The sequence below is a fragment of the Vibrio sp. St2 genome (assembly GCF_947311885.1).
Taxonomy (GTDB): Bacteria; Pseudomonadota; Gammaproteobacteria; order Enterobacterales; family Vibrionaceae; genus Vibrio; species Vibrio coralliilyticus.
Genome location: NZ_CAMZNA010000001.1, coordinates 1,258,590 through 1,282,699 on the forward strand (window position 1 = coordinate 1,258,590; position 24,110 = coordinate 1,282,699).

Here is a 24,110-nt window from a genome sequence, read left to right on the forward strand (position 1 = left end):
CTTCAGTGTTGTCTTATTTACGTCTCTTGGACTTTTTTTGACAATTATTAGTTTTGTAATTTATAGAAAGGGGAAATTTCGTGCTTGATCGAAAACAATTAATTGACACTTACTCTCAACGCAGCACTAATCGCGAATGGTGTCAGTGTCATAGCTCCCATAAACATCGCCCCAAGTATTGCAAGCTGACCGTTATATGCCATTCCAAGTGAGGCAGCATCAATAGCCGAGGTCGCAAAGATCAATACGGGAATGTACAGCGGTAAAACCAACAAGCTGAGTAGCACGCCCCCTTTTTGAAGACCAACTGTCAACGCGACACCAATAGCACCGATAAAACTCAACGTTGGTGTACCTATCAGTAGTGTTGTAACAACAGCCAGCCAAGAATTCATATCAAGAGAAAGTAAAATAGCCAGCAAAGGGCTAATCAGAATCAACGGCAAGCCTGTCAAAACCCAATGTGCAATCACTTTTGAAATCACGACTATAGGCAATGGGACAGGCATTAACATCATTTGTTCCAGTGAACCATCCTGAAAGTCATCCCTGAATAATCGTTCAAGAGATAACAGTGCAGACAGCAATGCCGCAACCCAAACAATACCAGCAGCAATACGAGCTAACAGGTTGGGTTCTGGGCCAATACTGAGTGGGAAAAGTGTAATCACTATGATGAAAAACCACAGTGGATTGAATATGTCTGCCTGACGGCGAAACGCTATAAGCAATTCACGTCGAATAATGCTGTTCATTGTTGCAAACATAGCTAATCACCCAGTTTTATTTTTCTTAGTTTTGGATTGTCAGCGAACATGTCCTGGTGTGTTGTAAGTATCACAATGCCATCATCTTCAGCATGGCTAAGGAAGAGAGATTCCAGAACTTTCACTCCCTGTTTATCAATCGCCGTCAACGGCTCATCCAAGATCCAAAGTTTATGGTCGCTTAGCCACAAACGGGCCAATGCAACTCGACGTTGTTGTCCAGCAGAAAGCTGAGCAACGGGGACATCTTCACGACCCACTAACCCTACTTTCATCAAAGCACTATAGATAGTCTCTTTATCTACAGGCTTACGAGAATGAATATTGAGATAGAACCTCAAATTTTCATAAGCAGTTAGCTCACGCTTCACACCTGTTTGATGGCCCAAAAACAGCAGATCCTGATGATAAGCATCTCGGTTTGACTCAATATTCTCGCCGTTCCAGAAAATCTCACCACTATCACGATCTCCGAGCCCAGTTACAATACGCAACAACGTTGTTTTGCCCGTACCATTTCGGCCTTCAATCTGTACTAACTCACCGGAATTTATAGTAAAAGATAGGGATTCGAAGAGAATTCTTTCATCTCTGATGGCAGTCAGTTGAGATACTTCTAACATGAACGTTCACTACATAAATTTCGTGCGGGTATAGTACCACAGCCGTACTCACACAAAATAGAATTAGCCCCATACGAATCACGAAACTCGGTAAGATTCTGTTAATAATCTATCACAGCACCATTTAACTACCACTAAATGGTTACAATTGAACACAAAAAAAGGATGCTGTTTGCATCCTTTTTAATCGTTATTTTCTCGCACTTTTTCGCCGTACTGGTGTTTTGCGTTGTTCATTGCCAGCTCTTAGAGGAGGAATCTTCTCTTTCCCTGCAATCTTCTTTTGCAAGGATAACATCAATTCAGCTTCAGCTTTAGGCAATTCACATTCTTCAATAAGCTCGTTAACGTCAGCGCCTAACTGAACCATTTTTGTGGCTCTCGAGTACAACCGACCATCACCATCTTCCTGTTCTAGTTCTGATATTCTTTCATTCAGGTGCTGGATGAGATCCTGTTGCTCACTGACTCGTTGCCCTAATCCGACAACCACAGAGCGCACTTCAAGCAGTTGTTTTGTAGCCTTCTGCAACTCTTTATCGAGATGGCGATTCTGTTGCCGCCAATGATCGGCCATTAGCCGCTGACTTTTCTTAATACGAAAAAGAGCCAATACAAACAACAGTACAACTAACGCAATGGCTCCTGTGATCACAGGAGCATTTGCAAATACCACTGCATCCATTATAGGTGAGCCATCTCATCCCATTCTTCGTCAGTCAGAAGCTTGTTCAGATCAACCAAGATTAGTAGCTTACCATCGCGGTTGCTCACACCCTGAATGAACTTAGCACTTTCATCAGTACCAACACTTGGCGTGGTATCAATTTCAGAAGAACGCAAGTAAACCACTTCCGCAACGCTATCCACTAGAATACCAATCACCTGATGTTCTGATTCAATCACGATGATGCGCGTATTATCGGTAATTTCACCTTCCATCAAGCCGAAGCGTGAACGAGTATCGATTACCGTTACGACGTTACCACGTAGATTAATAATACCTAGAACATAATCAGGGGCGCCCGGTACAGGAGCAATCTCTGTATAGCGAAGTACTTCACGTACCTGCATTACGTTGATACCGTAAGTTTCTTCTTCTAGCTGGAACGTCACCCACTGAAGTACTTCGTCATTGGACTGATCTTTTCTTACTTCGACTTCATTAGTTTGAGACATACCTATTCCTCTCTAAGCCTAAATCGGCATAAATGTTTTATTTATCTAAGGCTTTTACATCAAGTCCTGCATTAAGCATAGCTATCAATGCTTCAACATGGATCAAAGCACACATTTTTTCTTTAACCATTCCAGCTAGCCACGGGCGCTTCCCTGCTGTTTTGCGCCAGCGGACTTTCTCTGGATTAAGCGATTCTGTTCCTTTTAGTTGTGTTGAAGCTAGTCCCCACATACTTTCATCCAGCATCACTATGTATTGGTATTCATCCTTGTAGCTGTTGTCTATCAGCTTTTCGGACATCACCCACTTTGCCGTGTCTACCACATCCAGCTGAGCCTCTCGGCTTGTTTGGAGGCCTAAATACCATTCAGGACGCCCTATCAGATGATTCAATTCCGCTATTCGGTGTATACCACCGAGTTCGTCTAGGGGAACTGCAAAAGTCACGCTATTCACATCAAAGTAAAGTACCTGAAACTCTGCGTCACGCTCAGTCGAATGCCAAATGCCTAATTCGCTGCCCCCAGCTTGAGTATCAGGCTCGACAGAAGCTTCTTCTGCCAATTCAACTTCTGGCTCTTCAATTTGAATTTCAGCTTCTGATTCTACTTGGATGGTTTCCTCAACAAGGTCAGAAGCGTCCAACTCAGCCTCAACTATCGGCTCGTCTAAGTCAGGAACTTCAACTTCCCAATCCTGAACTTCTTCAGCAACCTCTTTGGCTTCAGCAATCTGAACCGTGTTTTGCTCCATCACCTCTTCAAGCTGAAGCTCTGCAACAGGGTTGGTGGATTCCAATTGTTCCAGCAGTCTTTCCACATCATCTAAATTGGGAACTTCTACTTCTGCAGTTGGTGCTGAATAGTAGCTTTTCTCTTCAACTGACTGAACAACTGGCTCCAGTTCCATCTCTTCCGGCGCTGGTAAGGTATCTGGAGCGCTTTCGGGAACCTCTGACAATTCTTCAATTTCAATCGATTCGTCGAGCAACGCTGAAAAATACTCATCCAGCGCTTGTTCACTTGAGAGTAAAGTATTGCTACTCATCCACCGCTAACCTCTCTAAATAGATCAACAGTTGCTTGTATGCGAAAACACCCCGACTGCCCGATGCAAAATGTGAAACTGGAAGATGTTTTAAACTGGCATCTCGGAACTTGGTATCGATCGGTACAGCCGAAGTCCAAACTTGATTAGGGTAATCCTTCTTCAGTTGCTGCAAAGTCTGCAACGATGCTCTCGTTCGCTTGTCGTACATTGTCGGAACAATGGTTACTTTAAATTCACGATTACGCGATTTTTGCATAATCGCCAATGTTCGAACCATACGTTCCAAGCCTTTCATCGCCAAGAACTCTGTCTGGACTGGAATCAATATACGATTGCTCGCAGCCAACGCATTGACCATCATGACCCCTAAAATCGGCGGGCAATCAATGAGCACATAATCATAATGCTCTTTTATTGCCATTAGAGCTCGCTTGAGGATAAGTCCCATTCCACTACGGTTTCCCATCACACGATCAAGCGTCGCAAGCGACATATGGGCAGGTATTAAGTCAATCCCTTCAATATCTGACTTCATGACCAAAGGTAAAACGCTTTGTTCACTAAACTCTTTGAGTTGGAAAAGATCGAACAGGCTTGAAGCCACGCCGTCGGAGTCATAACCTAAATACGTAGTCAGAGATGCATGCGGATCCGTATCTACAAGTAGAACGCGTTTTCCTTGTTTGCTAAGCAAACCAGCTAACGTGATCGTCGTTGTCGTTTTACCAACACCGCCTTTCTGGTTTGCAATACTCCAAACAATCATGCGATACCTCTACGACAGGCCAACTTCTACCAGAATGCGCTCAGCAATGCGCTCCAATGGTAGGTCTTCGGTGGAAATACCCGCTTTGGCCACGGCTTGAGGCATGCCATAAACAACACAACTCTCTTCGTCTTGCGCCCAAATTGTTGAGCCTGCGCTTTTCAACATACGAGCGCCTTCTCTTCCATCGGCTCCCATACCGGTCAGAACCATTGAAAGTACTTGATCAGAATAGATTTTTGCTGCACTGCCAAAAGTTACATCAACACAAGGCTTGTAATTCATTCGCTCACCGCCATCGATGACACGTAACTTTGCAGACCCAGGTCGCCCCTCAATCATCATCTGTTTACCACCAGGCGCTAGATATGCAACTCCTGGTTTGAGCGCATCACCATCAGCCGCTTCTTTAACCTGAATTTTACACAGCGAGTTTAAACGACTCGCGAACGCAGCCGTAAACGTTGCTGGCATATGCTGAATCAACACGATTGGATGCGGATAGTTAGCGGGTAGCTTTGTAAGTATTTTTTGTAATGCAACAGGCCCTCCTGTGGAGGTTCCGATTGCAGTCAGCTGGTATTTTTTACCACTTGCTTTAAATCTTGCAGCTGAAGACGGCTTAGAGGCGGTCGCTGCTGGGCGCGTCGTGCGCTGCGTGGGAGCAGTCGACGTAGCAGCTTGCCTTGCCGTCGGAGTAGCAGTTGACGCTGGTTTTGCGGCAGGGCGACGCATAAAGGTACGGCGTGACGAGATTTGAATTACACGCTGCTGTAACAGAGAAACTGCATCATCACGGTTACGTGCAATATCCTCAAACTTCTTCGGCAAAAAGTCCAATGCACCAGCATCAAGCGCATCTAACGTTGCTTTAGCACCATCATGAGTCAACGAAGAGAACATCAAAATTGGAACCGGACTTTTTGCCATGATCTCACGAACGGCTGTTATACCGTCCATGACTGGCATTTCAATGTCCATAGTAATGACGTCTGGCTTCAATCTGATCGCTTTTTCGACCGCTTCTTTACCATTGGTCGCAACATCCATCACCTCTAGTCTAGGCTCTGAATTGATTATTTCACTGACTCGGCGACGGAAAAAACTCGAATCATCTACCACTAAAACTTTAATCGCCATAGCAATCCTTTTTTGTTCTACGACTTAGATTCGAGAAGCAGCTGCATACTGCTTAAGCAAATCCGGCACATCCAGAATTAGAGCGATATGACCATCGCTGGTAATCGTTGCACCTGCCATTCCTGGCGTGCCTTGAAGCATGCTATCAAGCGGTTTAATAACCACTTCTTCTTGCCCAATCAAGGTATCCACAACAAAACCAACACGTTGGCTACCGATCTGGACAATCACAACATGCCCATGACCTTTACGAAGCTCTACATCTCCAGCTTGAGGCGCTAACCAATTCTGTAAGTAGAACAACGGAATAGATTTTTCACGAACGATAATAGTCAACTGACCGTCTACGACGTTAGTCCTGCTCAAGTCGAGGTGGAAAATTTCATTCACGCTTGCCAGTGGTAGCGCAAACGGATGTCCAGCAACACCGACCATCAAGGTAGGAAGAATAGCCAGAGTTAACGGAACTTTAATCGTAATCTTGGTTCCTTTACCCATTTCTGAATCGATGTCGATGGAGCCATTAAGGGTGTTAATAGCGGTTTTCACCACATCCATGCCCACACCACGACCAGAAATGTCTGAAATTTGTTCTTTACTAGAGAAGCCAGGCATAAAGATCAGGTTAAAACATTCTTTATTGGTCAAGCGAGAAGCAGCATCCTCATCCATGATACCGCGCTTGACCGCAATGCCTCGAAGCTTATCGGGGTCCATACCACCACCATCATCTACAATGGCTAGTTCGATATGGTCACCCTCTTGGGAAGCAGACAGGATAACTTTACCCGTTCTCGGTTTACCGGCCTTGACTCGGTCATCAGGCATTTCAACGCCGTGGTCGACAGAGTTACGTACCAAGTGAATCAGTGGATCCGCTAGTGCTTCAACTAGATTTTTATCCAAGTCTGTATCTTCACCACGCATCTCAAGATTAATATCTTTCTTCAGACTACGAGCCAAATCTCGAACAACACGAGGAAAACGACCGAATACCTTCTTGATGGGCTGCATGCGTGTTTTCATCACAGCGCCTTGAAGATCAGCAGTAACAACATCCAAGTTCGCTACCGCTTTTGACATTTCTTCATCATTGCTGTTGAGGCCCAAACTTAGTAGTCGGTTACGAACAAGCACCAATTCACCGACCATATTCATAATGGTATCAAGTGTTGATGTATCGACTCGCACAGTTGCTTCCGCTTGAGGTTTTTTAGCTTGTGTCGCTGGCGGCGCTGCTTCTTTTTTAGCCGGCGGTGCAGCTTTCTCTTTTGGTTTTGGGGCAGATGCAACTGTTGAAGCTGCAGGTGCTGCCGCCTTAGGAGCTGGTGCCGCAGCTTTTTGGGCTGGCGCTGGCTTAGCAGGTTCTGGGGTTTGCTCTACATTTTGTGTTGCGGGCTTAGTTGCTGCATCAAGCTCTTCAACTGAAGGCCCCTTACCTGAACCGTGTAAATCATCAAGTAGCTTTTCAAACTCAGCGTCTGTCATTAAATCGCTATCGCCACCACTGGCAGCAGCTGCAGGTGCAGGCGTTTCAGGTTTACTCGGCGGAGGCGGAGCAGGAGTGGCTACCGAACCTTCACCGGGAGCTTTCCCGCTACCATGTAGCTCATCTAAAAGCTTTTCAAATTCATCATCAGTAATGTCACCGCTCATATCACCATCAAGCACAGACGGAGCGGCCGGAGCTTCTGTTGCTGCAACGGCTTCAGAGGTCCCTGGTGCACTACCTTCACCATGAAGCTCGTCTAATAATTTTTCAAATTCATCTTGTGTAATTTCGTCAATAGAACCAGCGGACACGGCTTGCGTACTAGGTGCTTCTGGTGATTCTGCCACTGGTTCTGAAGCGACAGGCTCTTCAACAATAGGCTCTTCCACCACTGGATCAGCAGGCGCTTCTGCCGCAGGTTCTGCTTCATCTTCAGTTTGAGGTTTGCTTAGACGATGCAGCTCATCAAGCAATGCTTGATCTGCTGGAGTCAGAGGCTCTCTATCCTGTACTGCCTGAAACTGCTCGTTGACAGTATCCAGCGCATTCAGCATGGTATCCATTAGACTTGCTGTTACCTGACGCTGACCGTTACGCAAAATATCAAACACGTTTTCAGCACCGTGGCAGGTATCAACCAGTTCGGTTAATGATAAGAAACCCGCCCCGCCTTTGACAGTGTGGAAACCACGAAATATTGCATTTAAAAGGTCTTTGTCGTCAGGGTTGTTTTCTAGTTCTACTAACTGCTCAGAAAGAAGCTCTAGTATCTCACCAGCTTCAACCAAAAAGTCCTGTAGAATGTCTTCGTCTAATTCATAGCTCATAAGTTACCTCTAAAACCCAAGACTTGAGAGTAAGTCGTCGACTTCGTCTTGTGATGAAACCGCATCTTCCCTTTCATGAGGGTTGAGTATTGGCCCCTCTGGGTCTATCGATGATTTGTTCTTATCGTTTGCAGCGTCTTGTAGCTGACTTGCACCAAACGCTGTCAGAATTTCCACTAGTCTCTTTTCAACTTCATTAACGAGGGTAATAACTCTACGAATGATTTGGCCTGTTAAATCTTGAAAATCCTGCGCCATTAGAATTTCTGTTAGCTGCCCTCTAAGCTCGGAGCTATCTCCTTCTACTTCACCAAGTAGACCATCAATGCGATGACACAGAGCTTTAAATTCCGCAAGTTCAATACGCCCATGCATTAATTCGTTCCACTGAGGGCGGACCTGGAGCAATCCTTCATGAAGGTTGTCTGCTATTGGCATGCAGCGGTCAACAGCATCCATGGTTTTATTCGCCGCAGTTTCTGTCTTATCAATGACATACTGGAGTCTGTCCCTAGCATCAGGGATTTCATCGTTCGCAATCTCACTCATGCGCTCATCAATACTAAATTGCTTGATAGACTCGTGAAGATCACGCGTCAGCTCGCCTATTTCCTGTAGCATTGGATTAGAAGAGCCTTCATGTATGTCTTTGACAAGTTGGTCAGCTTCTTTCTGCTGATCGTTTTCTAACAACTCTACGAGGTGCTTTGCCTGTTCTAATGAAATCATTCTGAATTGGCCTTTCGCGTTCCGTCGTCAATTCCTTGACTTATAAACGCTCAAAGATTTTATCTAATTTTTCTTTTAGTGTAGCTGCGGTAAATGGCTTAACGATGTAACCATTTACACCTGCTTGCGCAGCTTCAATGATTTGTTCGCGCTTCGCTTCTGCTGTGATCATAAGAACAGGTAGATGCTTAAGCTCCTCGTCGGCACGAATATGCTTCAGAAGGTCGATACCTTGCATACCAGGCATGTTCCAGTCTGTTACTACAAAGTCGAACTCACCTTTCTTAAGCATTGGTAACGCCGTTAAGCCGTCATCCGCTTCTTGAGTGTTATTGAAACCCAAGTCACGAAGTAAGTTCTTAACGATACGGCGCATTGTTGAAAAGTCGTCAACAATAAGGATCTTCATGTTTTTATTCAAAATTGCCTCCACTGAGTTCGATATCAGTGATTTTTAGTCATTATTTGTCCAAACACTCAACTTTGTGCGTAGACGCTGCATTGATTGGCTTAGTATTTGGCTAACGCGCGACTCGCTAACACCAATAACTTCACCGATTTCCTTCAAGTTTAACTCTTCATCATAATAAAGCGAAAGTACTAGAGCTTCTCTTTCAGGAAGTGATTTAATTGATTCTACTAGTGCAGTACGAAAATATTCATCTGCGACGCCCTGAAAAGGGATATTTTCTTCGTCAGCATCTTCGTGCGATATCGCATCTTCTGACACACCTAAATCGTCAATACCAATGAGACGAGAACTGTTAATATCCGTCAATGCACTGTGGTATTGCTCAAGGCTCATTTCTAAGCGCTTGGCGACCTCTGCATCGGTTGGGTCCCGATTGAGTTCACCTTCTAACTGCGCAATGGCCTGACTGATTTCTCGACTGTTTTTGTGTACTGAGCGGGGAACCCAATCCCCACGGCGTATATCATCAAGCATAGCACCACGGATGCGAATGCCAGCATAGGTTTCAAAACTGGCGCCTTTACTGCCGTCGTAGTTCTTTTGAGCTTCTAATAAGCCGATCATTCCGGCTTGAATTAGGTCTTCGACCTGTACGCTCGGAGGTAATCGCCCGAGCAAATGGTGAGCAATGCGCTTTACCAGCACCGAGTATTTTTCTAAAAATGCTCGCTGGCTGTCTTGATTTGCGTATTGGTCATAGGTCAATGCCTTATTCACCAAATGGTTCCTCTAACATCTCTGTTCTATGAAGTAAGCGTTCTACAAAAAACTCCAGATGTCCACTCGGTGTCTTAGGAATTGGCCAAGTTAGCGCTTTATTTGCTAACGATCCCAAAGCTAATGACGCTGGCGAGCGAGGGAATGCATCCACGACAATCTTTTGTTTTTTCACAGCTTGTCGAACTTTATCATCCAATGGAATACATGCTACGAGCTCAAGGCTAACATTCAAGAATCGCTCTGTGACCAAGGTCAACTTTGCGAACAATTCTCTCCCTTCACGATAGCTTCTGACCATATTTGCAACAATTTTAAATCGTTGAACTTGGTGTTCTTTACTCAAAAGTTTGATCAGAGCATATGCATCCGTGATAGAAGTCGGTTCGTCACAAACCACAACTACCACATCCTGAGCTGCGCGTGAAAAGCTCACTACCATATCTGAGATCCCGGCAGCAGTATCAATGAGTAACACGTCCATCTCATCTTCTAGGCTGCCAAAAGCACGAATTAAACCGACATGTTGCGCATGAGATAATTCGGTCATTGATTGAGTGCCAGAAGTCGCCGGAATAATTTTTATTCCATACGGTCCTTCAACAATAGCATCTTGTAAGTCACATTCGCCTGCTAATACATGGCCGAGGTTTTTCTTCGACCGTATACCCAGCATTACATCAACATTTGCCAAACCAAGGTCAGCATCAAGCACCATGACCTTTTTGCCTTGGCGCGCCATACATATCGCCAGGCCTAAAGTCACATTTGATTTACCCACGCCGCCCTTACCACCAGTAACCGCAATTACTTTAGTCAGTGAAGGTTGTGTTAAGCGGCGTAGTCCGCTTGCTTGGTCTTGTATCATATTCTTAGTCATAATCGTCCGCCGCCTAGAACCTTTCTGATTCACTATTCCAATAGTGAGGTTCGTCATCTGTCGACTTCTCTAACAATTCATTTGCCTTCGCAACCATGTACTTAGGCTGCGCTATCACTATGTCTTCTGGAACTCGCTGTCCATTCGCGATATAAGCCACAGGTAATGAGTTTTGTACTACGACACTGACAAACTCCCCTAGGCTTAACGACTCATCCAGTTTGGTGAGAATACAACCCGAAAGTGGAATTCTCTTAAAGTGGTCGATGGTCTCTTGCAGTACCTTTCGCTGCGCGGTAGCAGGTAAAACTAGGTAGCTATGAATCACTTCACCGCTTTCATGCATGAGCGTATCAAGCTGCTCTGATAAGCGAACATCACGCTGTCCCATACCTGCTGTATCAACCAGAATTAGGCGACGATTTCTCAATTGATATATTACATCGGCTAACTCTTTGGAATCTTTAGCAACTTTTACAGCACATCCCATAATGCGACCGTAAATCGATAATTGCTCGTGTGCACCGATACGATAAGTATCCGTTGTAACTAACGCGACGTTGTCTGAGCCAAACTCCATTGCAGCTCTTGCTGCAAGCTTGGCAACCGTCGTCGTTTTACCCACACCTGTAGGCCCTAGTAAGGCAACCACGCCACCACGCTTAAGAATATCCTGTTTGGAAATAGGAATTTGGTCCGAAACTAGACCCAGCAACGCTTTCCATGCTTTTGTTGGTGGCGTATCTTCAGGAATATAACATGCGAGTTGATCCGCTAGCTCAGCAGAAACCCCCATACGTTCAAGTCGTTTAATCAACATCGCACGAAGAGGTTCGCGGCGCTCAACTTCCTGCCACATAAGTCCAGATACTTGATGCTCAAGAAGTCGGCGAATTGACGTCATCTCTTCACGCATATCTTCAAGATCTTCGCCGCGCACATTCTGCTCTTCGGCACGACTACGTTCATAACGTGTCGGATCAAGACGTGGAGCAGGTCGCTCTGCACTTCGGTCTTCTGCAATGAGTCGGGCTAACGGAGAGTCTTCACGTACCTGAACGCCGTTATTATCCCCTCGAGCAGCCGATTGTCTCTTAAGTAATGCCGATAGTGAGTCCGCACTTTCTGGCTCATTGCCATCTGCTTCTCCAGCACCGTTGCTGTATTGCTTAAGCATGTTTGCAAAGCGCTTCGTCATGGAGCGGCCTGAGTCCGCCTTACCTTGCAGACTCACTCTGTCTTCGTCTAACTGACGTTGCTTAGGAGCTGGCGCGCTCTTCATATTCACAGCGGCCTGAGAGTTGTTGTAGCGAGGTTGGGAGTTATAGTTAGCGCCTGAGCGCGCCGCGGCTGTCTCATTGTCGACCGCCGCAACAATCTCCACACCACCAGCGACTTTTTTATTAGACATGATAACCGCATCATCACCTAACTCCCCTTTGACTTGGAGTAAGGCGGTCCGCATGTCTTTGGCAAAAAATCGTTTAATCTTCAAAGTAGATATCCATCTATTCACGCATTACTGCTAGTTACCAACGGCTTGAACAATACGTATTTGTTTCTCGTCTGGGATTTCCTGATAAGAGAGCACTCGCAGCGATGGGATTGTGTTCTTCACAAACTTAGCCAATGTTGAACGCAACACGCCAGAGGTCAGAAGGACGGCTGGCTCTCCTTTCAACTCTTGCTCTTGAGTTGCCTGAGTTAAAGAAGATTGTAGTCGTTCTGCCAAACCTGGTTCGATGCCTGCAGACTCTCCCCCAGATGCTTGCATTGTTTGATGCAATATTTGTTCCAGCTCAGGAATCAATGTAATAACTGGCAATTCTGGCTCTATTCCATTGATTTCCTGAACAATTAATCGTTTTAAAGAAATGCGAACGGCTGCTGTCAGGATGTCAGGTTCTTGACTCTTGCTTGAATATTCAGCCAAGGTTTGAACGATAGTTCGGATGTCTCGGATAGGTACCGCTTCATTAAGCAAGTTCTGTAATACTTTCACCACAACGCCAAGCTGAAGCTGATCCGGCACAAAGTTCTCTACCAATTTAGGCGCACTTCGTCCAAGCATCTCTAGCAGGTTTTGCACTTCCTCATGACCAATCAGATTTGAAGCGTTGTTCGTTAGTAGTTGGCTTAAATGAGTAGCAAGAACGGTAGAAGAGTCCACTACGGTATAACCGAGTGCTTGGGCATGCTCTCGCTGCTCATCTTTTATCCACACCGCCTCAAGACCAAAAGCAGGGTCAATGGTTGGTTCGCCTTCCACCATGCCATATACCTGCCCCGGGTTAATAGCCAACTCCATATCAGGGCGAATCTCTGCTTCACCTACTGCAACGCCCATCAAAGTAATCCGATAACTATTGGGAGTCAGCTCCAAGTTGTCGCGAATGTGGACCGCAGGAATCAGAAAACCAAAATCTTGCGAGAGTTTTTTGCGAACGCCCTTAACCCGTTCTAACAACTCGCCTCCTTGGTCTTTGTCCACTAACGGGATCAAGCGGTAACCTACCTCAAGACCAATGATGTCAACGGGTTGAACGTCATCCCAAGACAATTCTTTAGGCGTCGGCGCATCTTGCTCTGTGGTGGCTGGTAAATTAGATTTCTCCGCTTCCTGTTTCTGTTTACGATGAATCCAGTACGCGCCAGCACCTGCCATAATCGCAAGTAACAAGAATGCAAAATGCGGCATACCGGGCACGATACCCATCACGCCAAGAATACCAGCGGTAATCATCAGTGCTTTCGGGTTGTCGAACATCTGGAACACAACCTGCTGTCCCATATCCTCGTCAGTGTTCTGACGAGTCACCATGATTGCAGCACCAATCGACAAGAGTAGCGACGGTATCTGAGCAACCAAGCCATCACCAATAGTCAACAAGGTATAGATCTGGATAGCGTCACTGAATGCCAATCCATACTGGGCCATACCAATCGATAGACCACCGATGATGTTGATAAACAGAATCAGGATACCTGCAATGGCATCACCCTTAACAAATTTTGATGCACCGTCCATCGAACCGTAAAAGTCCGCTTCTTTCGTCACTTCCTGGCGACGAGTGCGCGCTTGGTCTTGATCGATCAATCCTGCGTTCAAGTCAGCATCGATCGCCATTTGCTTACCTGGCAAAGCGTCCAAGGTAAAACGTGCGCTCACTTCAGAAATACGGCCTGCACCTTTGGTCACAACCATAAAGTTGATGATCATCAGGATGAGGAAGACAACAAGACCGACGGCATAATTACCACCAATCACCACGCTACCAAAGGCTTCAATCACACTACCTGCCGCTCCGGTACCTTCGTGGCCATACAACAAAACAACTCGAGTTGAAGCAACGTTCAGCGCTAAGCGCAGTAAGGTCGCGATAAGAAGTACGGTTGGAAACGCAGCGAAATCTAATGGCCTACGGGTGTAGACTGTGACCAATAACACCACCATCGCCAGTGCGATGTTAAATGTGAAGAATAAGTCGAGCAGGAATGGCGGTATTGGCAGCACGACCATCGCCAGTGTCGCCAATACCATGATAGGCGCACCTATCGCTGGCATCGCTCTCTGAGGGATGGGAGGTAACTTATCCGCGAACGGCAATGTAAACTTCATAGAAGAGAAATCTATAATTTAACCAAAATTAAGGGACTTAGGCGGTTATGCAAGTTCCAGTCCATAAGTCCTGTCAATTTTATGGCTAAACAGAAAAGTCGCAGAAATCTGTAACTCATTGAATTACATTATTTCCTACACAAGCAATGTACTTTAAGGTTGGATATTAAAAATCAGCTCACCACGTCGTTTATTCAGATCGTAATCAACACATACGATACCGGAGGTAGGGAACATCGGTGGCACCATATCTGGCACAAATTCCGCCGTCAGATAGCCGACCAATGGCAAGTGTGAGACTAAAAGGATCGATTCAAGACCTTCCACTTCGGCAACCGCAGCAACATAATCCGCCACATGAGTCGACTCACCATATGGCGTGATCTCTTCAAACGTTTGGATTTGTTTGGCGTTGAAACTTCGGGATACTTCCTGCCAGGTTTGTTGGGCCCGCAAGTAAGGGCTTACTAGTACTTTATCAAACTGGGCATAGCCTTGTTCTGCACAAGCTCTGGCCACTGCGGCTGAGGCACTGCGTCCTCTTTCCGTTAGCGCACGCTCAGCGTCAGAAGCTGCGTAATGCTCTGCTTCTCCGTGGCGCATTATAAATATTTTCATGGCTTCTTCCTAAATCGGTGACTGCTTACTAACCGCAATTGTTATTCTTTAATACACGGACTTTTTATGTCCGTTTAAAAATAATTATATCAAGTACCTTGCTAAAGACTTCGACTTTCTTAACAATCTTAAGGAATGGATAATTAAATTACGTATGCTTATATTTCTCAAAGAGATAGTTGGCACTCGTTCACATCCCGTACATACTAGTATCTAAGCATCTTCAGCGGAGAGACCCTTGTGCATATAAGCCCAAATGACACCAACCAATATCGCTACCTCACGTTGGAAAACGGGCTCAGAGTCTTGGTGGTTCAGGATCGCGATGCACAAAAATCAGCCGCCGCGCTTGCAGTCAATGTAGGACATTTTGATGACCCGATCGATCGTCAGGGGCTCGCTCATTACCTAGAACATATGCTGTTTTTGGGTACAGAAAAATACCCTAAAGTCGGGGAGTTTCAAAGCTATATTAATCAGCACGGTGGCAGCAATAATGCCTGGACTGGCACCGAGCACACTTGCTACTTTTTTGACGTTACTCCTTCAGCATTTGAGGATAGCCTCGACCGGTTTAGCCAATTTTTTACTGCACCACTGTTTAACCCTGAAGCGCTAGATAAAGAACGCCAAGCGGTTGAATCTGAATATAAGCTCAAACTTAAAGATGATTCTCGTCGTCTGTATCAGGTTCACAAGGAGCTGGTGAATCCAGAACATCCGTTTGCCAAGTTTTCGGTCGGTAACCTAGAAACACTAGGTGATCGTGATGGGCAGTCGATCCGTGACGAGATTGTCGAATTTCACTATCAGCAATACTCTGCGGATTTGATGACGCTAACCGTTATGGGCCCTCAATCTCCAGACGAGCTTGCGCTCTGGGTGGAAGATAGATTTTCGTCCATCCCAACCCATGGCCTCGCGGGTAAATCTATCAGCACACCCTATACGGACAAAAACTCCACCAGCATTATGGTGAATGTCGAGCCAATAAAAGAAATCCGGAAACTGATACTGACCTTCCCAATGCCAAGCATGGATGAGCATTATCGTCATAAACCTCTTTCTTATTTCGCGCATTTGCTTGGTTATGAGGGCGAAGGCAGCCTGATGTTAGCGTTGAAGGAAGCTGGTTGGATAACCTCCCTTTCTGCCGGTGGTGGCACCAGTGGCAGTAACTATCGTGAATTTACGGTTAGCTGCGCGTTAACAACAGAGGGGCTTGGCTGCATTGATGAAATTGTACAGGCGATCTTCTCCTATTTAACACTATTAAGCCGCGATGGGTTTGAGGAGTGGCGTTACCTTGAGAAACAGGCAGTGCTCGAGTCGGCTTTCCGCTTTCAAGAGCCGACACGACCATTAGATTTGGTCAGCCACCTTGTGGTCAATATGCAACATTACGCGCCAGAAGATACAATCTACGGCGACTTTATGATGAATGAGTATGACGAACCTCTGCTCAAAGAGCTGCTCCAATATTTAACGCCTGAGAACCTCCGTATTACTCTAATTGCGCAGGGCTTCAAGTATGATAAGCAAGCCCAATGGTACGCTTCCCCCTACTCTGTCACTCCATTTAGTTCAGAGAAGCTGGCCTACTATAAAACAGCAAGTGAATTAAGCTTTTGCCTTCCACCAAAGAACCCATTTATTTGTTATGACTTAGATCCGCAACCCATCGATTCTCAGTCTGACATCCCTGAAGTCATTGAAGAACTTCCAGGCTTCAAATTATGGCACCTCCAAGACCATGAATTCCGCGTACCTAAAGGTGTTATCTATGTAGCGATTGATAGCCCGCATGCGGTCGCTAATCCGAAAAACATTGTCAAAACACGCTTATGTGTAGAGATGTTCCTCGATTCGCTGGCTAAAGAGACCTATCAGGCGGAAATTGCAGGTATGGGCTACAACATGTATGCCCATCAAGGTGGCGTGACATTAACACTGTCTGGTTTCAGCAAGAAGCAGCCCGAGTTGATGAAAATGATCCTCAACCGCTTTGCTAAACGTGAGTTCAGTGCCAAACGCTTTGAAACCATCAAAACTCAGTTAATCAGGAACTGGCGTAACGCAGCCCAAGACAAACCCATTTCTCAGTTGTTCAACGCCATGACTGGCCTGTTGCAACCCAATAACCCACCTTACGTGGCATTGTTGGAAGCACTTGAAACCATTCATGTCGAAGAATTAGCCGAGTTCGTTCAGGAAATTTTGGCCGAATTGCATGTCGAGATGTTTGTTTATGGTGATTGGACTCGCACTGACGCAATCAGCCTCGGCGAGACACTCAAAGACGCGCTTAGAGTCCATAATCAACAATATGAGGAAGCACTTCGTCCTCTTGTGATGCTTGGTAAAAACGGGACATTCCAACGTTCGGTGGAATGTAATCAGGAAGATTCTGCCGTCGTTGTATACTACCAGTGTGACGATATCGAGCCACGAAACATCGCTCTCTACTCACTGGCTAATCACCTGATGTCAGCTACGTTTTTCCATGAGATACGTACCAAGCAACAGCTAGGTTATATGGTAGGAACAGGGAACTTACCACTCAATCGTCATCCGGGTATTGTGCTCTATGTACAGTCTCCCAATGCCGCTCCTGTCGATTTAATTAGCTCAATTGACGAGTTTCTCAATGCGTTCTATATGGTGCTTCTTGAGCTCAACGAATATCAATGGCACAGCAGTAAACGAGGGTTGTGGAACCAGATTGCAACGCCAGACACCACCCTACGCAGTCGAGCTCAACGTTTATGGGTTGCGATAGGTAATAAAGATCGTGGCTTTAACCAAAAAGAAGTGGTGTTGGAAGAACTCAAGACACTTACTCGCGCTGACATGATTCGCTTTGTCGTGAACGAACTCAAACCCAGAACAGCGAACCGTCTCATTATGCACACTCAAGGGAACGCACATCATGAGTCCGCTCCGCTTGAATTAGGTTTTGAAATTGGCTCGATTGAGGAATTTCAATTGAGACCAAAAGACATCGATTTAGGCTGATTGCTCCGACTCGACAATCTTTTTCAATGAATGTGGGTGAAGCTTGATACAAATTCCATCGTGCTTAAATGCCACTGTTGGGTTGTTGAGTCGCTCGCCCTCTCCTTTCGGGCTCGATAATTTCACCTTAATTCCCTGCTCTCCCAACTGATTCCAGTGTTTCGCAAGTTCTGGCTGTTGTTGCTTGATGCCCTGCAAAAATTCCTCTGCTGTTTCAGCTTGCGAAGGCACAACGAACTCGACGTGCTCCCATGACTGCTGCGGATAGCTTTTTCCCTCTGCTGGATAAGGCAATTCTAAGCACTCAATCGACCAATTTAACGCCTTCAAAGGCTGACTAAATTCAATCACAATGATCGGACGACCATTTATCAGCGCATTTGATATTTCACAGCCTTCTTTTAACCATTCTTGATGAGCCAGTTTTGCCAATTCCAAGTCATTGATACGTAATGCAATATGATCCGCCTGAAAAGGACGTAAATTAATATGCAGTTTCTCGCTTAAGCCTTGAATTTTATGCATAAAATCTTCAATCTTGCCTTTCATTTGTGAAGGCATCAATTCAGCATCCAGTAGTCTTTGAGACATTTTCATCTATCCAAAACGTTGATTTTTCCGCAATACTAGCAAGAACCTAAGGAAAAGTAGAAAATTTCCCAGAACACTCCCTATAAGAAAAGCAATAAAGTTGGTATTATGTGCGCCAAATTATGAACTCTATAGAGATATGCATTCATTCCACCAGAGTGGATATTATTCAGCAATAGCGTCTGACGAAGCTGAATAACTCAATGCATATCCAACCAATTCCCAAGAATTGAAGGAAGCGCGTGTGAATATCCAAGCACTTATTAACGACAAAGTATCTCAGGCTCTTGAAGCCGCTGGCGCACCTGCAGGCAGCCCTGCAGCCGTTCGTCAATCAGCAAAGCCACAGTTTGGTGATTACCAGGCAAACGGTGTAATGGGCGTTGCTAAGAAACTAGGCACAAACCCACGCGAATTTGCTCAAAAAGTATTGGATGTTCTAGACCTTGACGGTATTGCAAGCAAAACTGAAATTGCAGGCCCTGGTTTTATCAACATCTTCCTGAGCGAAGAATTCCTCGCCAAACAAGCTGAATCCGCACTATCTGACTCTCGCCTTGGTGTTGCAGCTGAAACGCAAAAAACTATCGTTGCTGACTACTCAGCGCCAAACGTTGCTAAAGAAATGCACGTTGGCCATCTACGTTCAACAATCATCGGTGACGCTGTTGTTCGTACTCTCGAATTCCTTGGTCATAAAGTGATCCGTGCTAACCACATCGGTGACTGGGGTACTCAGTTCGGTATGCTTATCGCCAACCTAGAGCGTGTGCAGCAAGAGTCTGGTGAAGTTTCAATGGAGCTGGCTGACCTTGAAGCCTTCTACCGCGAGTCGAAAAAGCTTTACGACGAAGATGAAGAGTTTGCAGTCAAGGCGCGTAACTACGTGGTTAAACTGCAAGGCGGTGACGAATACTGCGCAGAGATGTGGAAGAAACTGGTGGATGTCACCATGATCCAAAACCAACGCAACTACGATCGTCTTAATGTCTCTCTAACTCGTGAAAACGTAATGGGTGAGAGCATGTACAACGACATGCTACCTGGCATTGTGGCAGACCTGAAAGAGCAAGGTCTTGCACAAGAAGATGACGGCGCACAAGTTGTATTCCTTGAAGAGTACAAAAACAAAGACGGCGAGCCTATGGGTGTTATCATCCAGAAGCGTGACGGCGGCTTCTTGTACACCACTACCGATATCGCTTGTGCGAAATACCGCTACGAGACGCTAGGTGCCGACCGCGTATTGTACTTTATTGACTCACGTCAGCATCAACACCTGATGCAAGCATGGACAATCGTTCGTAAAGCGGGCTATGTGCCAGAAGAGGTAACTCTTGAACATCACGCTTTCGGTATGATGCTAGGTAAAGATGGCCGTCCATTTAAGACGCGTGCAGGTGGCACAGTTCGTCTGGCGGATCTACTCGATGAAGCAGAAGAACGTGCAATCAAACTTATCGAGTCTAAGAACCCAGACTTAGAAACAGCTGAAAAGCAAAACATTGCGAACACTGTAGCAATGGCTGCTGTTAAGTACGCAGACCTGTCTAAACACCGTACTACTGACTACGTGTTTGACTGGGACAACATGTTGGCATTTGAAGGCAACACAGCGCCATACATGCAGTACGCTTATACGCGCGTTGCATCTATCTTTGCTAAAGCAGGCATCTCTATGGATGAGCTGGCTGGTGACATTCAGATCACCGAAGAGAAAGAGAAATCTCTTATCGCCAAGCTACTTCAATTTGAAGAAGCCGTGCAGTCAGTTGCTCGTGAAGGTCAACCACATATCATGTGTAGTTACCTATTCGAACTTGCTGGCCAATTCTCAAGCTTCTATGAAGCATGCCCAATTCTGAACACAGAAGATGAGTCTGTTAAACAGAGTCGTCTGAAGCTGGCAGCACTGACGGCGAAGACAATTAAGCAAGGTCTTTCTCTGCTAGGTATTGATACGCTAGAACGTATGTAAGCTAGGGCTTTAGCGATAGAAAATAAAGGTTGATGTGAAAGCATCAACCTTTTGTTTTTTCTGGCGTATACTGGCTAAAAATACTAATAGGAATGAATCATGAGTTTTGAACTCCACCCACAACTGGCAAAGGATACTAGCGTCATCGGTCACTTTCCTTTGACTATTGCTCTGCTCCACAAGGACAACGCTGTTCCTTGGGTCATTCTTGTTCCTAAACGGGAAAACCTGAAAGAACTGCATCACTTGCCAATGCAAGAGCAACAACAGTTCTTACTTGAATCACAAGCAGTAAGCCAAGCATTAGAAGCAACGTTTCGCCCAGATAAACTCAACTTAGGTGCGCTTGGTAATATGGTCCCGCAACTTCATGTCCATCACATCGCTCGTTTTAAGGATGACGTTGCCTGGCCGGGGCCCGTATGGGGAAATACTCAAGGGGATTTTCGTTCTGAAGAGGAACAACAAGCGATACTCAGTAAGATTCAGAATGTCTTATCACTAAGTAGCTTGTTTAAAAAAGCGTAAAAAAATGCCGCTGTTACTAGCGGCATTTTCTTTACATGGTCACCGTGAGAGATAACTCATCGGCACTATTCGCGGAGTATCTGACCCGGGTCACTTTCTGAGCTTTATTTGTATCGACCAAGCGAGATATCTTCCCTTTCTTTATCCATACCGCCAGCATGGCATCGACACCGTCTTCGCTCATTGAAAATTTCTTCGCGAGTTCTTTCTGGCTAACGCAGCCCTGCTGCTCGATGTGCCGTTTCAGCTCCTGTAAGATCATGCTGTTTGTGCCTCAGCATAATGCATCTGCTTCTGCCCCGCCGCTTTCAACGCGCGATAAGTCGCAAAGGAAACCAAAATGACTCCGGCTATCCAGGCTGCACTGTAGATTGGGTGGTCTGTGAAGTGCATCGTCTGGTAGTAAAGCACTGCACCGCCGTAAGCAAGACCCATCGTCCATACAGCAATAAAGCGCGCGTATTTCTGGCCAAATTCACGGACATAAGCTCCCATAGCCGCGACACACGGTGTGTACAGCAAGATGAAAATCAAGTAAGCAAACGCGGCATGGCCTGAGACGAAATATTGATTCAGGTTACCAAAAATAGAAGCGTCAACTTCCTGCTCCTCTGCCACAGTAGAGCTATCGGTCAAATCACCCACTTCAATACCCAATGGATCGGAATAACTCAATCCAGCTAAGTTTTCCGGGATAGACATAACTGCCTCTTCCAAACTCGCCATGAGATTGAACTCACCTTCTTCTCCTTCACTTGGTGCGTAAAGGTTGTTCAAAGTTCCCACTACCGCTTCTTTGGCAAAAATACCTGTGATAATACCAACTGTCGCCGGCCAGTTATCTTCATGAACGCCTATCGGTTCAAATACAGGCGTCACCACCTGAGAAACTTTAGACAGCACTGAATTCTCGCTGTCTTCATTGCCAAATGACCCATCAGTACCGACAGAGTTGAGGAAGCTAAGAATGGTCACAACAACAACGATAGTTTTACCTGCTCCAAGGACAAAGCGTTTCAGCTTTTGCCACGTTTTTATCAGTACATTCTGTATCGTTGGTAATTCGTAATCAGGCATTTCCATGATTAAGCTGTCGCTTGAGCCCGGGTAAAGCGTATGCTTTAGCACCAACCCAGTGAATACAGCCGCAGCAATCCCCAGTAGGTAAAGAGCAAATACGATATTCTGGCCACTTTCAGGGAAAAACGCGGCGGCAAACAATGCATATACAGGAAGACGAGCACCACAAGACATGAACGGCGCCATTGAGGCAGCAAGTTTGCGTTCACGTTCCTGATCTAACGTTCGTGTTGCCATGATGGCTGGTACGTTACAACCGAAGCCAAGAACCAATGGAACGAAGGCTTTACCCGGTAAACCAATCTTCTGCATCACTTTATCGAGAACAAAGGCAGCACGAGACATATAGCCTGAGCTTTCTAGGATTGCCAAAAAGAGATACAAGCAAGCAATCACAGGAATGAACGTGGCGACGGTCTGGATACCGCCACCCACGCCATCCGCAATCAATGTCACCAACCAAACAGGCAGATGATCATCTAACAAGTAGTGCCCACCATCAACCAGCAAAGCGCCGACACCAATATCAAAGAAGTCGATAAATGCACTGCCAATGTTGATAGAGAACATAAACATCAGGTACATAACGACAAAGAAAAATGGAACGCCTACCCATTTATTGAGAATGACGTTATCCACCTTTTCCGTAAAGCTATGACTAAGCTTGCATTCAGTCCGGCGCACTTTCTTACACTGCTCATGGAGGAAAGTATATTTCGTATCGGCAACCATGAGATCGATATCTAGGTCGAGACTGCCCTGAATTTTCGCAATGTTATCTCTTTCCTCAGAAGAAAGATTGTTTAAGACCAACAGATCCTGCTCTAAAGCTCGAATAGAAAGAGCGCGTGCGGAAACCTCAGAATGATTGATAAAAACAGGTTGGATTTGGTCTATCGCTCGCTCAAATTCTACATCATAGCCAATCTTCAGTTCGTTCAGTGCAACGCCTTGAACCACCGCTTTATGTAGACGCCCTTTCAGACGTTGAACCTGATTTTTGTTGTTTGCGGATAAAGCATATACCGGACAGCCCAGCATCTTTTCTAACGCTTTAACATCGATAGTTTGTCGTTCACGCTTCAATGCATCCATTTTATTCAGCACAACCATCATCGGTCTGCCAAGCTCTCGCAGTTGAAGCGTCATATATAAACTGCGCTCTAGACACGTCGCATCAACAACGTTAATGATTAGATCTGCTGGGTGCGTCAAGACCGCACGTGAAGCGATTGACTCATCGATACTGTTGCCATCGTTACCACTATCTAATGCGTAGATACCAGGAAGGTCAGTGAGCATGAAATCATCACCAGAATGACTGTAACGACCTGTTTTCTTTTCAACCGTCACACCTGCCCAGTTACCTACTTGCTGTTTGGCACCTGTCAGGCCATTAAACAGGGTTGTTTTACCACTGTTTGGATTACCGACGGTCAGAATTTTGTACTTCATCAGCTGGCCTCCACATGAATTGAATTAGCAATATTAGTTCTGACTGCGAGAGACACACCGCGGACTTCAACCTGAAGAGGATCGCCCATTGGGGCTTTACGAATAAGCGTGACTGGAGTTTGAGGAAGCAACCCCATCACCATAAGCTTTTTCCTAACATCATTAGAAAGCTCTGAAAAACCGGTGATCGTTGCTTTTTGCCCTTGTGTTAAATCTGAAAGTTTCATAGACAGGCCAATTAAAGATAAAAATGAGAAATATTATTATTAAGACTTTAGATCTTAGCCTGTGTAAATTTTGTAAATCTTGTCTGAAATCAAACATTGCGAATATGGAACGTCACTTTCGTCAATTAAACACCCGTTAATTCCGTTAAAAACAATCATTTCTGGTCAGTTAATAAACAAGGCCAATTTCAAATCCTTGCTGACAAATAAACAAAAAATAATTAAAAATCAACAATATACCCTCAATGTCGCTTTTATCATGTAACCTTGGCGTTAATTTTATAAGTAAAATAAGTCGATAGTTTTATAGTTAAACACGTCGACAAGGACAGCTCCTTGGAAGACATTGAATTCCA

22 protein-coding genes are annotated in these 24,110 nt (G+C 45.5%); 3 read left to right on the top strand and 19 right to left on the bottom strand.

The features are described from left to right. Window positions 1–98: 98 nt before the first annotated feature. The 15 genes from ccmB to sixA form a co-directional block, all read right to left on the bottom strand. Window positions 99–767, bottom strand: coding sequence for a heme exporter protein CcmB (gene ccmB / locus QMA41_RS05865; protein ID WP_006959433.1), 669 nt, complete (start codon window positions 765–767; stop codon window positions 99–101). 2 nt (window positions 768–769) lie between these two features. Further along, entirely contained in the window at window positions 770–1,390 is a 621-nt protein-coding gene (ccmA, locus tag QMA41_RS05870) for a cytochrome c biogenesis heme-transporting ATPase CcmA (protein WP_021457211.1), read from the bottom strand. Between the two features lie 190 nt (window positions 1,391–1,580). After that, window positions 1,581–2,075, bottom strand: coding sequence for a DUF2802 domain-containing protein (locus QMA41_RS05875; RefSeq protein ID WP_281629096.1), 495 nt, complete (start codon window positions 2,073–2,075; stop codon window positions 1,581–1,583). Continuing rightward, window positions 2,075–2,569 carry a chemotaxis protein CheW gene (locus tag QMA41_RS05880; RefSeq protein ID WP_006959436.1) on the bottom strand — a complete coding sequence of 165 codons (495 nt, stop codon included), beginning with the start codon at window positions 2,567–2,569 and terminating at the stop codon, window positions 2,075–2,077. The genes QMA41_RS05875 and QMA41_RS05880 overlap by 1 nt, the downstream gene beginning before the upstream one ends. A 37-nt stretch (window positions 2,570–2,606) precedes the next feature. Then, on the bottom strand, window positions 2,607–3,617 hold the full coding sequence (locus QMA41_RS05885) for a chemotaxis protein CheW (protein WP_281629097.1): 1,011 nt from the start codon (window positions 3,615–3,617) through the stop codon (window positions 2,607–2,609). Then, complete coding sequence (locus tag QMA41_RS05890) at window positions 3,610–4,386, bottom strand: ParA family protein (protein ID WP_006959438.1); 777 nt, start codon at window positions 4,384–4,386, stop codon at window positions 3,610–3,612. Before QMA41_RS05890 ends, QMA41_RS05885 begins: the two co-directional genes overlap by 8 nt. Before the next feature lie 9 nt (window positions 4,387–4,395). Beyond that, a complete protein-coding gene (locus QMA41_RS05895; RefSeq protein ID WP_281629098.1) occupies window positions 4,396–5,526 on the bottom strand; it encodes a chemotaxis response regulator protein-glutamate methylesterase in 1,131 nt (376 codons plus the stop codon). A 24-nt stretch (window positions 5,527–5,550) separates the two neighbouring features. Further along, window positions 5,551–7,845 carry a chemotaxis protein CheA gene (locus QMA41_RS05900; RefSeq protein ID WP_281629099.1) on the bottom strand — a complete coding sequence of 765 codons (2,295 nt, stop codon included), beginning with the start codon at window positions 7,843–7,845 and terminating at the stop codon, window positions 5,551–5,553. Window positions 7,846–7,854: 9 nt separating this feature from the next. Then, on the bottom strand, window positions 7,855–8,574 hold the full coding sequence (locus tag QMA41_RS05905) for a protein phosphatase CheZ (protein WP_006959441.1): 720 nt from the start codon (window positions 8,572–8,574) through the stop codon (window positions 7,855–7,857). A gap of 40 nt (window positions 8,575–8,614) precedes the next feature. Further along, on the bottom strand, window positions 8,615–8,983 hold the full coding sequence (cheY, locus tag QMA41_RS05910; RefSeq protein WP_019277848.1) for a chemotaxis response regulator CheY: 369 nt from the start codon (window positions 8,981–8,983) through the stop codon (window positions 8,615–8,617). A 45-nt stretch (window positions 8,984–9,028) separates the two neighbouring features. Beyond that, on the bottom strand, window positions 9,029–9,763 hold the full coding sequence (locus QMA41_RS05915; protein ID WP_006959443.1) for an RNA polymerase sigma factor FliA: 735 nt from the start codon (window positions 9,761–9,763) through the stop codon (window positions 9,029–9,031). Then, on the bottom strand, window positions 9,756–10,643 hold the full coding sequence (locus tag QMA41_RS05920) for a MinD/ParA family protein (protein ID WP_019277847.1): 888 nt from the start codon (window positions 10,641–10,643) through the stop codon (window positions 9,756–9,758). Before QMA41_RS05920 ends, QMA41_RS05915 begins: the two co-directional genes overlap by 8 nt. A 13-nt stretch (window positions 10,644–10,656) precedes the next feature. Next, window positions 10,657–12,138 carry a flagellar biosynthesis protein FlhF gene (gene flhF / locus QMA41_RS05925; protein ID WP_281629100.1) on the bottom strand — a complete coding sequence of 494 codons (1,482 nt, stop codon included), beginning with the start codon at window positions 12,136–12,138 and terminating at the stop codon, window positions 10,657–10,659. Window positions 12,139–12,168: 30 nt separating this feature from the next. Beyond that, entirely contained in the window at window positions 12,169–14,262 is a 2,094-nt protein-coding gene (flhA, locus tag QMA41_RS05930) for a flagellar biosynthesis protein FlhA (protein WP_281629101.1), read from the bottom strand. A 153-nt stretch (window positions 14,263–14,415) separates the two neighbouring features. Next, window positions 14,416–14,880 (bottom strand): phosphohistidine phosphatase SixA, encoded by a 465-nt coding sequence (sixA, locus tag QMA41_RS05935; RefSeq protein ID WP_021457205.1) that lies wholly within the window; start codon window positions 14,878–14,880, stop codon window positions 14,416–14,418. Window positions 14,881–15,120: 240 nt separating this feature from the next. Between sixA and QMA41_RS05940 the strand changes: the two genes are divergently transcribed. Further along, entirely contained in the window at window positions 15,121–17,895 is a 2,775-nt protein-coding gene (locus tag QMA41_RS05940) for an insulinase family protein (RefSeq protein WP_281629102.1), read from the top strand. Here QMA41_RS05940 and QMA41_RS05945 read toward each other — a convergent pair. Then, the gene (locus tag QMA41_RS05945; protein ID WP_281629103.1) at window positions 17,887–18,486 is read right to left on the bottom strand and encodes a VOC family protein; all 600 of its coding nucleotides are present in this window, start codon (window positions 18,484–18,486) and stop codon (window positions 17,887–17,889) included. The two genes, QMA41_RS05940 and QMA41_RS05945, sit on opposite strands and share 9 nt — an antisense overlap. Window positions 18,487–18,730: 244 nt before the next feature. On the opposite strand from QMA41_RS05945, the gene argS reads away from it, so the two are divergent. Then, on the top strand, window positions 18,731–20,464 hold the full coding sequence (gene argS / locus QMA41_RS05950) for an arginine--tRNA ligase (RefSeq protein ID WP_281629104.1): 1,734 nt from the start codon (window positions 18,731–18,733) through the stop codon (window positions 20,462–20,464). A gap of 99 nt (window positions 20,465–20,563) precedes the next feature. Further along, entirely contained in the window at window positions 20,564–20,992 is a 429-nt protein-coding gene (locus QMA41_RS05955) for an HIT domain-containing protein (protein WP_006959451.1), read from the top strand. Between the two features lie 31 nt (window positions 20,993–21,023). Here the strand turns inward: QMA41_RS05955 and QMA41_RS05960 are convergent, their stop codons facing one another. Genes QMA41_RS05960 through QMA41_RS05970 form a run of 3 tightly spaced genes read right to left on the bottom strand, consistent with a single transcriptional unit; the run spans window position 21,024 to window position 23,754 of the window. Further along, complete coding sequence (locus QMA41_RS05960; protein ID WP_021457202.1) at window positions 21,024–21,254, bottom strand: FeoC-like transcriptional regulator; 231 nt, start codon at window positions 21,252–21,254, stop codon at window positions 21,024–21,026. Then, on the bottom strand, window positions 21,251–23,527 hold the full coding sequence (feoB, locus tag QMA41_RS05965; RefSeq protein WP_281629105.1) for a Fe(2+) transporter permease subunit FeoB: 2,277 nt from the start codon (window positions 23,525–23,527) through the stop codon (window positions 21,251–21,253). The genes QMA41_RS05960 and feoB overlap by 4 nt, the downstream gene beginning before the upstream one ends. Beyond that, on the bottom strand, window positions 23,527–23,754 hold the full coding sequence (locus QMA41_RS05970; RefSeq protein ID WP_065740516.1) for a FeoA family protein: 228 nt from the start codon (window positions 23,752–23,754) through the stop codon (window positions 23,527–23,529). Before QMA41_RS05970 ends, feoB begins: the two co-directional genes overlap by 1 nt. Between the last annotated feature and the right edge of the window lie 356 nt (window positions 23,755–24,110).